11 protein-coding genes are annotated in these 14,573 nt (G+C 64.9%); 9 read left to right on the forward strand and 2 right to left on the reverse strand.

The genetic code is table 11. From position 1 onward, the window contains the following. Nucleotides 1–30 precede the first annotated feature (30 nt). Nucleotides 31–1,524, reverse strand: coding sequence for an aldehyde dehydrogenase family protein (locus OKW38_RS03520; RefSeq protein ID WP_090811878.1), 1,494 nt, complete (start codon nucleotides 1,522–1,524; stop codon nucleotides 31–33). A 459-nt stretch (nucleotides 1,525–1,983) separates the two neighbouring features. Continuing rightward, the gene (locus OKW38_RS03525; RefSeq protein WP_090811100.1) at nucleotides 1,984–2,598 is read right to left on the reverse strand and encodes a cupin domain-containing protein; all 615 of its coding nucleotides are present in this window, start codon (nucleotides 2,596–2,598) and stop codon (nucleotides 1,984–1,986) included. Nucleotides 2,599–2,915: 317 nt separating this feature from the next. Between OKW38_RS03525 and OKW38_RS03530 the strand changes: the two genes are divergently transcribed. From OKW38_RS03530 to OKW38_RS03570, 9 genes are all read left to right on the forward strand, one after another. After that, nucleotides 2,916–3,800, forward strand: a complete 885-nt coding sequence (locus tag OKW38_RS03530) for a GNAT family N-acetyltransferase (RefSeq protein WP_429332752.1) — start codon at nucleotides 2,916–2,918, stop codon at nucleotides 3,798–3,800. A 6-nt stretch (nucleotides 3,801–3,806) separates the two neighbouring features. Then, entirely contained in the window at nucleotides 3,807–4,730 is a 924-nt protein-coding gene (locus OKW38_RS03535; protein WP_429359986.1) for a 2-hydroxyacid dehydrogenase, read from the forward strand. A 94-nt stretch (nucleotides 4,731–4,824) separates the two neighbouring features. Beyond that, nucleotides 4,825–5,913, forward strand: a complete 1,089-nt coding sequence (locus OKW38_RS03540; protein WP_429359988.1) for a tartrate dehydrogenase — start codon at nucleotides 4,825–4,827, stop codon at nucleotides 5,911–5,913. 83 nt (nucleotides 5,914–5,996) lie between these two features. Then, complete coding sequence (locus OKW38_RS03545) at nucleotides 5,997–7,475, forward strand: NAD-dependent succinate-semialdehyde dehydrogenase (protein ID WP_429359990.1); 1,479 nt, start codon at nucleotides 5,997–5,999, stop codon at nucleotides 7,473–7,475. A gap of 2 nt (nucleotides 7,476–7,477) precedes the next feature. Beyond that, complete coding sequence (locus OKW38_RS03550) at nucleotides 7,478–8,470, forward strand: M14 family metallopeptidase (RefSeq protein WP_429359992.1); 993 nt, start codon at nucleotides 7,478–7,480, stop codon at nucleotides 8,468–8,470. Then, nucleotides 8,467–8,811: a cupin domain-containing protein gene (locus tag OKW38_RS03555; RefSeq protein WP_018422376.1), complete on the forward strand. Its 345-nt coding sequence runs from the start codon at nucleotides 8,467–8,469 to the stop codon at nucleotides 8,809–8,811. The genes OKW38_RS03550 and OKW38_RS03555 overlap by 4 nt, the downstream gene beginning before the upstream one ends. Before the next feature lie 52 nt (nucleotides 8,812–8,863). Beyond that, on the forward strand, nucleotides 8,864–10,192 hold the full coding sequence (locus tag OKW38_RS03560) for an NAD(P)/FAD-dependent oxidoreductase (RefSeq protein WP_429359994.1): 1,329 nt from the start codon (nucleotides 8,864–8,866) through the stop codon (nucleotides 10,190–10,192). A 385-nt stretch (nucleotides 10,193–10,577) separates the two neighbouring features. Continuing rightward, nucleotides 10,578–11,711 carry a substrate-binding domain-containing protein gene (locus OKW38_RS03565; protein ID WP_429359996.1) on the forward strand — a complete coding sequence of 378 codons (1,134 nt, stop codon included), beginning with the start codon at nucleotides 10,578–10,580 and terminating at the stop codon, nucleotides 11,709–11,711. Continuing rightward, entirely contained in the window at nucleotides 11,708–14,539 is a 2,832-nt protein-coding gene (locus OKW38_RS03570) for an ATP-binding protein (RefSeq protein WP_429359998.1), read from the forward strand. Before OKW38_RS03565 ends, OKW38_RS03570 begins: the two co-directional genes overlap by 4 nt. The last annotated feature ends 34 nt before the right edge of the window (nucleotides 14,540–14,573 follow it).

Below are 14,573 nucleotides of genomic sequence, written 5' to 3' on the forward strand. Positions count from 1 at the left end.
GCTTGCGTATATCAGGTGTAAAGCCGTGTTTCACAGCGTTTCGAAATCGATCAGCACACTCTTGTGCCGCATGCTCGCCACCATCGCTTCGCGGCCGAGATCCTTGCCGATACCGGACTGGCCGAAGCCGCCCGTCGGAATGATCATGTCGCCGCTGCGGCCGTAACGGTTGATCCAGATGGTGCCCGCGGCGATGCGGCGCATCGCCCGCAGCGCCTGACCGATGTCGCTGCTATGGACCCCCGCCGCGAGACCGTAGATCGGATGCGCGGCGAGCGCGATGCCCTCTTCCTCGTCGGCGAATGTCTGTACCGTCAGCACCGGGCCGAATAGTTCCTCGCGCACGGCGGGTGTCTCTGAAGTCACATTGGCGAGCAGCGTCGGGCGGTGGAAATAGCCTGCGTCGGTGCCTTCGAAAAAGCCGCCGCCGAAGATCACTTCCGCGCCGCTCTCGCGGCTCTGCCCGATCAGCGCTTCGATGCGTCGCGCCTGGGCGCCACTGATGATCGGCGAATAAGCGGTGCGGCTGTCCCACAGCGGGCCGGGCTCGATCGGCTGCAGTTGCCGTTGAATGGCGGCGATCAGCGGCTCGGCAATGCGCTCGTGCACGATCAGCCGCGTGCCGGCCACGCAGGCCTGGCCGCCGTTGGCCGTAAAGCCGCGGGCGACACAGCGCGCCGTATGCTCGAGGTCCCGCACATGTTCGAACACCAGTTGCGGGCTCTTGCCGCCGAGTTCCAGCGTGACGGGCTTGGTGCCGTGCATCGCGGCGTCGCTCATGATCGCGGCGCCCGTGCGGGTCGAACCGGTGAAGCTCATCTTCGAGATGCCTGGGTGACGCGTCAGCGCGGCGCCCGCCGTCGCTCCACGGCCATTCACCACGTTGAAGATGCCGGGCGGAATGCCGGCTTCGATGGCAAGTTCCGCGAGACGCAGCGTCGAGAACGGCGTCATTTCCGACGGTTTCATCACGACCGCGTTGCCCGCCGCGAGCGCGGGACCGCACTTCCATGAACACATCGACAGCGGAAAATTCCACGGTGTAATCGCACCGATCACACCGTACGGCTCCGATGCAACAAAACCGAGACTGTCGCGGCGCGTGGCCGCGATGTCGCCACCGAGCTTGTCGGCCAGCTCCGCGAAGAAGCGGATCGCCTCCGCGGTGAACGGCACATCTGATGTATAGCTTTCCGTCACCGGACGCGTCGAGCTGACCGTTTCGAGTTGGGCGAGGCTCACCGCATCGCGATCGATCAAATCGGCCCAGCGGCTCAGCACCTTCGCGCGCTCGCGCGGAGAGCGGGTGCCCCAGCCGCTCGTCTTCCATGCCGCCAGCGCATTGCTGACTGCGTGATCGACCGTGGCGTCCGAGGCGTCCGGCACATGGCCAAGCAGCGCGCCGTCCGACGGCCGGTGAACGGCGATCTGCGCTTCGCCCGCCGAATAGTACGCACCGCCAATGAAATGCCCCTGCGGCAACGGCACGGCTGAAGGATCGAAATCGAGTGACGGAGTGGACATGTCCGGCCTGATCAGTAGGTTCAAGTGTGTGGTGCCGCGTGCGCATACGCACTGATGACTGCGGCACCACTCGGCACTGCTGTTCGCCATCGCGACCGCCGAATGAACGAACATCGGATGAAGTTCATTTTAATGAACACGAAATGAAATACTAGTGGTCAAAAATAAACTGTGTGAAAAGTTCGTTGTGCGCTGCAATACATTGCGTGCCTCGGAGAGCACACCGCCGCACTGGTGGGCACGGGCCGCAAGCCCGCACGGCTGGGGCGCGCACGAGCGAGGCGACGCGACACGCCCGCTCCGTCGTGCAACGCAAAACCGAAAAGTGAATGAGAGAAAGGCGTTGACGTCAGCCGCCGTCCGTGCGAACCGGACGCGCCGCGTCAGAGCGAGCGAGGAAAAGAGAGGGAAGACAGCGCCGCTTGCCACACGACATGCGGCTCCGGTACAACAAACAGATCAAAGATGAATGACGGGCGGCTGCGTGTTCATGATCCACAGCAAACGAGCAGTCTTCCTGCTTTCGTTACGCACGCTATGCGGCACCGTGCTCTTGAACTGGAAGCTGTCTCCCGCGCGCAGTTCGGAGCGCCGGTCGCCGACATTCAGCACGACCGTGCCTTCCAGCACCAGGCCCGCCTTCTCGCCGATGCCCACCAGCACCTCTTCGGAACCGGAGCCGGCCGGCAGCATGATGATCATCATCTGCAAATCGTGATCGCCATGCGGCGACAGCAATTCTTTCTGCATGCCGTTCTTGCCGACTTCGAACAGCGGCCGCTCGGCCGCCTTGCGCACGAAATCGCCGGTGATCGGGTCCGAGACCGCGTCGTCTTCTTCGAGCAGCGCGGTCAGCGGAACCTCCAACGCCAGGCGCAGGCGCTCGAGAATACGCACCGACGGATTGGCCTTGTTGCGCTCGACCTGACTGACGGTGCCGACCGACACGCCCGCGCGCATCGCCAGTTCGTTGATCGACAGACCCTGCGCGACGCGCAGCGCGCGCAGACGAGCGCCGACGTCGCCGGGACCGGGGTCGGCCGTGCGCTTCTTGCTGAGCTCGGTTCGCTGCATGTGTCTCCCGTTGATGACGCTGCGGCCGGCTGCCCATGTGCCGCCGGTGCGGTTGTTGTGCTGGGCGCGCACGGTCGCATCCGATGAGGCGCCAGCCGCTTCGTTACAATGAACGCCCGTTCAATTTTCAGCATTATATTGAATATAGCACCCGCGGGGTGAACGCCAAAAATACCTGTGCAATTGCGTTGCGCGTCGCTGCCGCCGTGAAGCAGACCCGAGCACACACCGGCCCGAATAACAAAAAGATCGTCCTATGAAGCAGGCACCGGGAATGCCACAGTCTAGGCTGATCATGCCGCCAGCAGGAGTTTGCAGTGTCCGAATCAACCGTGAAGAAATCACTGACCTATCGCCGCTTCACTGCCGATGACATCGCCGCCGCGCACGGCCTCTCGGTTGCGGTGCGCTGGCCGCACCGCGCCGATGACTGGCGCTTCATGTACGACGCCGGCACCGGCTTCGTCGCCGAGGACAATGGCGCCGTGATCGGCACCGCGCTCTGCTGGAAATTCGGCGCGGACCGCGGCACGCTCGGCCTCGTGATCGTCTCGCCGGACGAACAGGGCCGCGGCATTGGCCGCAAGCTGATGGAACTGGTGCTCGAAGAACTGGGCAACCGCGTGACCTTCCTGCACGCAACGGTCGCGGGCAAGCCGCTTTACGAAAAGCTCGGCTTCGTCAGCTGCGGCGGACTCACCCAGCATCAGGGCGCGCTCGGCAGCGTGGCCGCTGTCGCGCCGCCGGCCGGCGAACAGTTGCGTGCCGCGAGGCCGGACGACACGCCGAAGCTGATCGAACTCGCGTCGCGCGCGAGCGGCTTCGACCGCAGCGCGACGATACCGGCGCTGCTCGAGTTCGCGCAAGCCGTGGTTCTCGAACGTGACGGCGAAGTGGTCGGTTTATCGCTGTTCCGTCCGTTCGGACGCGGCTACTCGGTTGGACCGGTGGTCGCGCAGCATGGGTCCGACGATCTGCGTGCCCGCGCACTGATTTCGTACTGGCTCGCGCAGCACGCCGGCGACTTCGTGCGGATCGACGTGCCGGACGACGCCGGCATCAACGATTGGTTGACCCATGTCGGCATGCCGCGCGTCGACTCGGTCGAAAAGATGGTGCGCAACGCGCCCGCCGACTTGCGCGAGGTGGCCCCCGACCCGGGTTGGCGCGCGTTCGGCATCATCAATCAGGCGATGGCGTAAGCGCCGATGACCGTCCTCTACAAGGCCGATCCGGTGCGTGGAGCGCTATGGGCCGAGCGCTTCGCGCAGCTGGCGCCCAACGTGCCGTTCCGGGTGTGGCCGGACATCGGCGATCCCACGGCCGTGCGCTATCTGGTCGCGTGGCAACCGGGAGACCTCGCGCTCACGCTGCCGAATCTCGAAGTGGTGTTTTCGGTCGGTGCGGGAGTCGATCAACTGGATCTGTCGCAGATTCCGGCGCATCTGCCGGTGGTGCGGATGCTCGAGCCGGGCATCGTCGAAGGCATGGTCGAATATGTCACCGAGGCGGTGCTGGCGATTCACCGCGATCTGTTCGATTACGGGTTGCAGCAGCGGGCGCGCGTCTGGCAGCCGATGCCGTTGCGCGCCGCCGCGTCGCGTCGAATCGGCGTGCTCGGCCTCGGCATGCTTGGCCGCTCGGTACTGGAGCGTTTGCGGCTGTTCGGCTTCGCCTGCGCGGGCTGGAGCCGCTCGAAGCACGAGCTCGAAGGGATCGACTGCTATGCGGGCGAGGCCGGGCTCGATGAGTTGCTTGCCCGTGCCGACATCCTGATCTGTTTGCTGCCGCTCACGGACGCCACGCGCGGCCTGCTCAGCCGGCGGGTATTCGACATGCTGCCGCGAGGCGCGTCGCTGGTTCACGTCGGCCGCGGACCGCAACTCGTCGGCACCGATCTGCTCGACGCGCTGCAACGCGGGCAGATTCACAGCGCGGTGCTCGATGTCACCGACCCGGAGCCGTTGCCCGCCGACCATCCGCTGTGGGCGCAACCGCGCGTGCGCATCACGCCGCATATCGCGAGCGCGACGCGGCCCGAACCGGCCGTCGATGCGGTACTGGAAAACCTGCGCCGCTATCGCAGCGGCGAGCGGATGAACGGCTTGATCGACCGGACGCGCGGCTACTGATACCCATGCGCGGCCCGCCCCCCGAACGCAACCCCATTTCGCCATCCGCGCGGCGTCAGCAGACGGCGCGCGATCACGGCAAGGAGAGAGATGTATGACCCGCAAATACCGCATTGCCGTGATTCCCGGCGACGGCATCGGCACCGAAGTGATGCCCGAAGGCCTGCGCGTGCTGGACGCCGCATGCAAACGCTTCGACATCGGCATCGACTACCGCCATATCGAATGGGCGTCGTGCGACTACTACGCGCAACACGGCCAGATGATGCCCGAGAACTGGAAGGCGCAACTGCAGGACTGCGATGCGATTCTGTTCGGCGCGGTCGGCTGGCCCGACAAGGTGCCCGACCATATTTCGCTGTGGGGCTCGCTCCTGAAGTTCCGCCGCGAATTCGACCAGTACGTGAACCTGCGCCCCGCGCGGCTGTTCGAAGGCGTGCCCTGCCCGCTCGCTAACCGCAAGCCGGGCGATATCGACTTCATGATCGTGCGCGAAAACACCGAAGGCGAGTATTCGTCGGTGGGCGGCACGATGTTCGAGGGCACCGAGCGCGAAGTCGTGATGCAGCAGTCGATCTTCACGCGCCACGGCACCGAGCGCGTGATGAAGTTCGCGTTCGACCTTGCACAGCGTCGAGCGAAGAAACTCACGGTTGCAACGAAGAGCAACGGTATCGCGATCAGCATGCCGTGGTGGGACGCCCGCGCCGATGAAATGGCCGCCCGCTACCCGGATGTGAAGATGGACCGTCAGCACATCGACATCCTGTGCGCGCGCTTCGTGCTGAACCCGGATCGCTTCGACGTGGTGGTCGCATCGAACCTGTTCGGCGACATCCTTTCCGATCTCGGGCCGGCGTGCACGGGGACGATCGGCATCGCGCCGTCGGGCAACCTGAATCCCGATCGGCGCTTTCCGTCGCTGTTCGAGCCGGTGCATGGCTCGGCGCCCGACATCGCCGGCAAGGGCATTGCCAATCCGGTCGCGATGATCTGGTCGGCCGCGATGATGCTCGACTTTCTCGGCCACGGCGCGGGTGTCGAGCGCGATGCGCACGACACCATCGTCGCCGCGATCACGCGGGTGCTGAAGGAAGGCCCGCGCACGGGCGACCTGGGCGGCAGCGCATCGACCACGGAGGTCGGCGCGGCGATCGCGGCTCAGGTCGCCAACCCGTCCTGATCACTCACAGAGCAGGCAGCACTGACTGCCCGGCGCGCGTCGGGCGCTCTGCCGTCGCATGCCAACCGGCACGGAGACCTCATATGAGCACGAATCTCGAACAACAGGCCCGCGCGCTGATCCGCACGGAGAACTTCATCAACGGCGAGTGGGTCGCCGCCGCGAGCGGTCGGCGTTTCGCGGTCACCGATCCGGCGACCGGCAAGCTGATCGCGGAAGTTGCCGACAGCGGCCCCAGCGACGCGCGAGCGGCCACGGACGCCGCCGCTAAAGCGCTGCCCGCGTGGCGCGCGAGACTGGCCAGCGAACGCGCGGCGGTACTGCACCGCTGGCACGCGTTGATCGTCGCGAATCGCGACGCACTCGGTGCGTTGATCTCATTCGAACAAGGCAAGCCGCTCGCCGAAGGACGCGCCGAGGTGAACTATGGCGCGTCGTACGTCGCGTGGTTCGCCGACGAAGCCACCCGCATTTACGGCGACCTGATTCCGCAGCAGCAGCGCGGCAAACGGATGAGCGCGGTCAAGGAACCGATCGGGGTCGTCGCGGCCATCACGCCCTGGAATTTTCCGCTTGCAATGATCGCGCGCAAGATCGCACCCGCGCTCGCGGCGGGCTGCACGGTGGTCGCGAAACCCGCGGAAGACACGCCGCTCACCGCGATCGCACTGGTGATGCTGGCGCACGAGGCGGGCGTACCGAACGGCGTGCTCAACCTGATCTCGGCTTCGCGCGCGGCGGCGGCCGAGACGGTCGGCGACTGGCTCGCCGACAGCCGTGTCCGCAAGATCACGTTCACCGGATCGACGCCCGTCGGCAAGCATCTCGCGCGCGAATCGGCGGGCACGCTGAAGAAGCTCTCGCTGGAACTCGGCGGCAATGCGCCGTTCATCGTATTCGACGACGCCGACCTCGATGCCGCGGTCAATGGCCTGCTGGCCGCGAAATTCCGCAATGGCGGGCAGACCTGCGTGTGCCCGAACCGCGTCTTCGTGCAGCGCGGCGTATACGAACGTTTCTCCGCGCTGCTAAGCGCGAAAGTGGCCGAACTGCGGGTCGGACCCGCCAGCGACCCCGCCTCGCAGATCGGGCCCATGATCAATGAGCGCGCTGTGGACAAGATCGCTCGTCATGTCGAGGACGCGCTCGAGAACGGCGCGCTCGTGTTGACGGGCGGACGACGGCTCACCGAGCTGGGACCGCACTACTACGCGCCCACGGTGCTGGGTAACGCCACGTCGTCGATGGTGTTGTGCGGCGAGGAAACCTTCGGCCCGGTCGTGCCGCTGTTCCCATTCGACAGCGAGCAGGAAGCGGTGCAGGCCGCCAACGACACGCCGTTCGGGCTCGCCTCGTACTTCTACAGCGAGAACATGCGCCGTATCGAGCGTGTCTCGCGCGCGCTGGAAGCTGGCATCGTCGGTATCAACGAAGGCGCGCTCGCTTCAGAAGCGGCGCCGTTCGGCGGTGTGAAGGAATCCGGCTACGGTCGCGAAGGATCGAAGTATGGTCTCGATGACTATCTGTCGATCAAGTATCTGTGTCAGGGAGGTCTGGAGTAAACATGGAAGCCTATCCGATCGAAGTCGCATTTCCGGACCTCTCGGCGCACGCCGACGGCAATACCGGCATTGCATACGTGCACTCGTTCGACTCCGGCCAAGCCGGGCCGCACGTGATGATCAATGCGCTCACGCATGGCAACGAAGTGTGCGGCGCGATCACTGTCGACGCGTTGTTGCGCAGCGGCCTGCGCCCGCGCCGCGGCAAGCTCACGCTGTCGTTCGCGAACGTCGCCGCGTATGCGCGGTTCGATCCCGCGACACCAGACAAAGCGCGTTTCGTCGATCAGGACTTCAACCGCGTCTGGACCGCCGCGAAGCTCGACGATCTGGCGACCCGCTCGTCGGAACTCGATCGTGCGCGCGCGATGCGGCCGGTGATCGACACGGTGGATCTGCTGCTCGACCTGCATTCGATGCATGAAAAAAGCGCGCCGCTGATCGTCGCGGGGCCGCTGCACAAGGGGGCCGAACTGGCCGAGCGGCTCGGCACGCCCGCCACCGTGATTCAGGACGAAGGCCATCCCGAAGGCCGCCGGATGCGCGACTACGAGGGTTTCGGCGACGACACGAGTCCGAAGAATGCCCTGTTGATCGAATGCGGCCAGCACTGGGAAGCCAGCGCGGTGACGGTTGCGCGCGACTGCACCGCGCGCTTTCTGTTGCTGTCGGGCATCGTCGACGCAGCCGACCTGCCGCCCGGCTGGATCGCGCCATTGCCCGACGAAATGCGCATCGTGCGCGTGACCGAACCGGTCGTCGCCAGGAGCATGGATTTCCGTTTCGCGGGTCCTTACACCGGCCTCGAGACGTTCGACAAGGCCGGCACCGTGATCGCATGGTCCGACGGTCAGCCAGTCTCGACTCCGTACGATGACTGCATGCTGGTGATGCCCTCGCTGCGCCAGTTGCGCGCCGGCGTCACCGTGGTCCGGCTAGGCCGGATCGAACGACGTATCGACCTCCGCTCACGACAACAGGAAACAGCGCAATGAAAGTTCAGCAGATCAGGCAAGCCGCGGAAGTCTCCGCACTGGAGGATTGGGGAACTGCGGGCCTGCCCGGTACCGAACCGTCGCGCGTATCGGGACGCCAGTACGTCATTCCCGGTCACGAAGCAATCGATACCGGCGTGTTCGAGTGCTCGCCCGGCACCTATCGGCGCTCCGTCAAGCAGGCGGAGGTGATGCATTTCATCAAGGGCAGCGGCACCTTCACGCCCGACGGAGAAGACACGGTCCGCTTCGCCGCCGGCGACACGCTATTTTTCCAAGCCAACACGGAAGGGCTCTGGAACATCGATGAAACGCTGCGGAAGATCTATGTGATCTTCTGACAGCGTACGCACCCGGTATCCGGCTGCTCATGTCAATCATGGTTGCTCAAACATGCTAAGAATCGACGAAGTCCCGAATAGCGAGGGGTTCCCCGCTCGCTGCGACGTAGCCGTGATCGGCGGCGGCATTATCGGCGTCAGCACCGCTTACGAGTTGGCACGGCGCGGCGTATCGGTCGTGCTGCTCGAAAAAGGCATCATTGGCGCGGAGCAGTCGGGGCGCAACTGGGGTTGGGTGCGTCAGCAGAACCGCGACCTTTACGAGTTGCCGCTCGCGATGCAGAGCCTGAAGCGTTGGGGCGAGTTGAGCGACGAACTCGGCGAGGACATCGGTTTTCGGCGCAGCGGCATTCTGTACGCAAGCGAGCAGTCTGCCGATGTCGCCCAGTGGGAAGCATGGCTCGGCAAGGCGCGCGCGCTCGGCTTCGACAGTCAGCTGCTGTCGGCTCGAGAACTGGCCGCGCGCGTTCCGCATAGTCGGGCAAAGTGGGCGGGCGGCGTGTGGTCGCATTCCGATGGACGCGCGGAGCCGTCGCGAGCAGCGCCCGCCATCGCAAGAGGCGCGCAACGACTCGGCGCGCGCGTGCATCAGACCTGTGCGGTTCGCGGACTCGATAGCAGCGCGGGTCGAATCTCCGGCGTATGGACCGAGCGCGGCCGGATTGGCGCGAGCAGCGTCGTGCTGGCCGGCGGCGCGTGGAGCGCCCTGTTCTGCCGGCACCATGGGATCGATCTGCCGGCGGTCAATGTGATCGGCACCGCGCTGCGCACGGCGGAAGCGCCGGCCGTGATAGACGGGTGCTTCTCCGGCCCGAACTTCGCGATGCGGCGGCGGCTGGACGGCGGCTACACGATCGCGGTGCCAGGCTATGGACGCATGGAGATCGCGCCACAGAACCTGCGGCACGCGGTCAAGTTTCGCCAGATGTTCCGCAGCAAACTCAACAAGAAGCTTAAATTCCGGATCGCGCAACCTTTCTTCGGCGGCCCCGAAGGAAGTGCGGACTGGCGCCACGACGACATCTCTCCGTTCGAGGTGACGCGGGTTCTCAATCCTGCGCCCGATGCCGAGTGGCCGACCCGTGCACTGCAAAACGTTGCGACGGTCTTTCCCGAACTGTCGGGATTGCGTATCGCTCATGCGTGGGCTGGCGCGATCGACACGATGCCCGATCTGGTGCCGGTGATGTCACGCGTGGAGAGCAACCCGGGCCTTGTGATCGCTTCGGGGTTCAGCGGTCATGGATTCGGGCTGGGACCGGGAGCCGGCATGCTGGTTAGCCGCATCGTGACGGACGACGCGACTGGGATCGAGACACAGCCATATCGATTGACGCGCTTTAGCGATGGCACCCGGCTGGCGAAACCCGAGATGATGTAACGCCTGACGTCGCCCCGCGAAATCTCATGTTCCCGGCCCGATCGCGGGAAGATGCAGTTTCGACCGTTTCACCGCCATTCCTCAACCCCGGATAAGGCGAAGCGGCTTCCGTGCCAAACGACACTGCCAGTCGTCATACTGTCGTACCTGCTTGCAGTCGAGAAAATCCATGGCTTGCGATCGATGAACGGTTGATCGCGCAATCGTGGCAAACACTGACCATCAGACCATTGCAGTTGAGTGCCGACCACGCTTGATCCAATCTGCGCCAGCGCATGACCGATGACACGCGGGAATCGGCTTGTAATATTCTGCTAAAAAGGTCATCCGCGAGCGGCTTTGGGCAACCCCAATCGACCTCGACGGAGCCCATGGGGGGAACAGCATGAAGGGCTTCCTTCTGGCGTTGGCTTGCGCGTGTGTGCTGTCGGCCGCCGCCGCGCAGGATTTATTGCCAGGCCCTGCGCCCGGAGCCCCGCTCGCCGCGACGGACTTCCTGGCCCTGGCCAGGCGAGTGGTCGACGCCGCTTCGCGTCCCGCTGCACCCTGGAACGGGCCACGCAAGGGGCCACCCGCGCAATCTGGAAAACACATCGCGGTCGTCGCCGAGGATTTGCGCAACGGCGGCATCCTCGGTGTGGTCGATGGTGTGCTGGAGGCGGCCAAGGTGATCGGCTGGCACGTGAGGATCTTCGATTCCGCGGGTGCGGCCGACCTGCGTCTGAAGATGCTCGCAAATGCGCTGGCAAGCCACCCCGACGGTCTGATCCTCGCCGGGGGCGACGCACGCGCGCTGCTCCCCGCACTGCGGCCGTTTGCCGAGAACAACATCCCGATCGTCGGCTGGCATGTCGCGGCCCGGGCCGGACCGGTGCCCGGCACGCCCGTGGCGATGAACGTGTCGACGGATCCGCTCGAGGTCGCGCGTGTGACCGCGCTGGCGGCCATCGTGCAGTCCGGCGGGCATGCGGGCGTCGTCATCTTCACCGATTCCAATTTCCGAATTGCGCAAGGCAAGGCGGATGAAATGGCTGCCGTCGTTCGCGCGTGCAGTGGCTGTACCCTGCTTGAAGTGCGCGACGTGGCGATTTCGCGCAGCCGGGAACTGGTGCCGGGGACGACCCGCGCCCTGCTCGCGCGTTACGGCCCGCGCTGGAACTGTGCGCTGGCGATCAACGACATCTACTTCGACTACGCCGCCCCGGTGTTGACTCAGGCGGGAATGCCGAACGCTGCAATGATCATGCTGTCGGCTGGCGACGGCAGCGAGTCCGCCTTCCTGCGCATCCGCACCGGCACGTTCCAGACCGGCACCGTGGCCGAACCCCTGAATCTGCACGGCTGGCAACTGGTCGACGAAATGAACCGACTTTTCGCGGGCGTCGGCGTCACGGGTTACGTGACGCCGGTGCATCTCGTGACGGCGGACAACGTCGCCGCGGACGGCGGCGATCGTCTACTCTACGACCCTGACAACGGCTATCGCGACATTTATCGTCAGATCTGGCAACGACCGTGAAACTGCCTTTCCCACAATCGCTCACCGCTCAATTTGCGCTCGTTGTTTCGTGCCTGGCCGCGCTGGTGGTCGTCGTCGGAGCCACGACGATTTACTCGTTGACCGGTTCGGCCCAGTCGATCCGTCAGCTGGCCGAAGAGCGGCTCACGCGCCTCGCGGATGCGCAGGATCTGGTACAGCACACGCTGACGATCGAACGCCTCGCGTTGCAGTTGTCTCGCGACGATACGATCGATGCCGTGCGCGAGACCCATCGGCATGTGCTCGAACAGCTGGCATCGTTCGACCGCCTGGTTGACCGCCTGGCCTCCGCGGCCGCAAGCGACGACCCGGGGGTCGACGCGCTGACGCTTTACCGGTCGAGCCAACGCTTTCGCAACATCGCCAACATCGAGGCGCAGGTGCGCGAGACCGCGCTCGGCCCCCAGGGTGCGCCGGCGGATGGGCAGCGGCCGGGCGTGTCGCTGACCAGCCTCGACAAGGACCTGCGCGGCGCGGCCGAGGCTCTGGCCGTCGCGGCGCAACGGCAGTCCGATTTTTTGACGCGCGACTACCGCGAAGCAGTCCAGGATCTGGCCGTTCGCGCAGATCGCACACGCAAATGGGTAGCGGGTGGAGTCGCGGTGAGCCTGCTGCTCACCTGGCTAATCGCCCGCGAATTCCTCGGGCGCCATGTCGTGGCGCGCCTGCGCCGCGTCAGTCACTTTCTGCGGCACGGCGATGCCGGACGCACGCAAGCCGGAGTCCCCGTGCACGGCGGCGACGAGATTGCCGATATGGCGCGCGCAGTCGAGCAGTTCCTTGAAGACCGGCGCCGGCGCCGCCAGGCCGAGGATGCGTTGAAGGAGCTCAACGCCGGACTCGAGGCGCGCGTCGCACAGCGCACGGCCGAACTCAGTACGGCGCTTGCGGGTCAGGCGGCCGAGATCGCCGAACGTCAGCACGCCGAAGATGCCGTCCGGGAAAGCGAGAACTTTCTTAACAGCATCGTCGAAAACATCCCGGACGCGATCTTCGTCAAGGAGGCCGCGACCTTGCGCTTCGTGCGCTGCAACAAGGCGGCGGAGCAACTTCTCGGCTACCGGCGCGAGGAGCTCCTCGGCCGGTCCGTCCACGATCTGTTTCCCGCGGAGGAGGCTGAATTCTTCGCGCTCAAGGATCGGGCCGTGCTGGAGTCGCATCACATGATCGACATACAGGAAGAGCCGGTTCATACGCGACATGGCGTGCGTCTGGTGCACACGATGAAGATCCCGATCGCCGATGTGCGCGGCGTGCCGCAGTTCCTGCTCGGCATCTCACGCGACATCACGGAGCACAAGCATGCCGAAGCGGAATTGCGGCGCTATCGCGAGCACCTCGAAGACATGATCCGCGAACGGACAGCGGAACTCGCCGTGGCCAAGGAACATGCAGATACGGCCAACCAGGCAAAAAGCGATTTTCTCGCGCACATGAGCCACGAACTGCGTACGCCGCTGAACGCGATTCTTGGTTACGCTCAGATCCTCACACGCGACACGACTCTCGATCAACAACAGATCGACGGACTCGCGGTCATCCAGCGCAGCGGCGAACACCTGCTGACGCTCATCGACGACATCCTGGATATAGCCAAGATCGAAGCTGGAAGAATGGAACTCAATCTTTCCGACGTTCCGCTCGAACAGTTCGTCTGCTTTGTCGCCGAGACGATGCGGGTCAAGGCAACGGAAAAGGGCCTGGCCTTCGATTGCGACATGCCGCCCGATCTGCCCGCGGCTTTCCGGGTGGACGAAATACGGCTGCGTCAGGCGCTGCTCAACCTGCTTTCCAATGCGATCAGATTTACCGAGCAGGGGAGCGTGCATCTGAGCGTCGCTTTTACGCCGCCCGCGCGACTATGTTTCAAAGTGCAGGACACCGGCATTGGGATAGATGAAGGGCGCCTGGAGGAAATCTTCAGGCCTTTCGAGCAAGTGAGCGCCGACCGGCATCGCTTTGGCGGCACGGGGCTCGGGCTCGCCATCAGCCGGCAACTCGTACGCCTGATGGGCGGCGAGATCCATATCGAGAGTCGCCGCGATATTGGCAGCGTCTTCTCGATCGAACTGGATGTCCAGGTGGTGGCGCCCCCGGCGGCTGTCGCCGCGTCCGGACGGATCGTGAGCGGCTACAAGGGGCCGCGCAAGGCTATCCTGGTCGCGGATGACGTGGCGGAGAACCGTGCCGTGATGGTCGATATGCTGGGTCCGCTCGGATTCGACATGGCGGAGGCTGGCAACGGATCCGAAGCTCTGGAGAAAGCCCGCACCCTGCATCCTGCGCTGGTCCTGATGGATGTGGTCATGCCCGGGATGGACGGGCTCGAAGCCACGCGTTGCCTGCGCCAGATGCCCGAGTTCCGGGATCTGCCCATCGTCGCAGTCTCCGCAAGCGCCTCGGGGACCGATGCGGCGCACAGTCTCGCGGCCGGCGCAAACGCTTTTCTTGCCAAACCGATCGAATTCGGCCGGCTATTGTCCCATGTCGCGTCGCTCATGAATGTCGAGTGGATCGACGAAGCGAGCAAGGCGCAAGTCACTGGCGCGGACCACACGGCTGTACCCGCTGCCGCTCCTTTTACCGCGCCCTTGATGGCACCGCCGCAGGGGGAGATCGAAGCGCTGCACTACCTGGCGCGACTCGGCGACATGCGTGCCATCGTGCAACACGCCCAACACTTGAGCGAGCTCGACGAGCGATATCGACCCTTCGCGGACCACCTTTGCCGGTTGGCGAAGGCTTACCGGTCCAAGGCGATCCTCAGCTTCGTCGAGCAATATCTGGAAAGGAGGCTACCGCGGTGATTCGCGCCTCAGAACCTGCACCGCATCATCCTTC

Source organism: Paraburkholderia sp. MM5496-R1 (genome assembly GCF_050436205.1).
Lineage (GTDB): Bacteria > Pseudomonadota > Gammaproteobacteria > Burkholderiales > Burkholderiaceae > Paraburkholderia > Paraburkholderia tuberum.

Bases quoted from the DNA above. Each gene is read 5' to 3' on its own strand.
- OKW38_RS03545 (WP_429359990.1), top strand. From the start codon at position 5,997: ATGAGCACGAATCTCGAACAACAGGCCCGCGCGCTGATCCGCACGGAG.
- OKW38_RS03560 (WP_429359994.1), top strand. From the start codon at position 8,864: ATGCTAAGAATCGACGAAGTCCCGAATAGCGAGGGGTTCCCCGCTCGC.
- OKW38_RS03520 (WP_090811878.1), bottom strand. From the start codon at position 1,524: ATGTCCACTCCGTCACTCGATTTCGATCCTTCAGCCGTGCCGTTGCCG.
- OKW38_RS03535 (WP_429359986.1), top strand. From the start codon at position 3,807: ATGACCGTCCTCTACAAGGCCGATCCGGTGCGTGGAGCGCTATGGGCC.
- OKW38_RS03540 (WP_429359988.1), top strand. From the start codon at position 4,825: ATGACCCGCAAATACCGCATTGCCGTGATTCCCGGCGACGGCATCGGC.
- OKW38_RS03525 (WP_090811100.1), bottom strand. From the start codon at position 2,598: ATGCAGCGAACCGAGCTCAGCAAGAAGCGCACGGCCGACCCCGGTCCC.
- OKW38_RS03550 (WP_429359992.1), top strand. From the start codon at position 7,478: ATGGAAGCCTATCCGATCGAAGTCGCATTTCCGGACCTCTCGGCGCAC.
- OKW38_RS03555 (WP_018422376.1), top strand. From the start codon at position 8,467: ATGAAAGTTCAGCAGATCAGGCAAGCCGCGGAAGTCTCCGCACTGGAG.
- OKW38_RS03565 (WP_429359996.1), top strand. From the start codon at position 10,578: ATGAAGGGCTTCCTTCTGGCGTTGGCTTGCGCGTGTGTGCTGTCGGCC.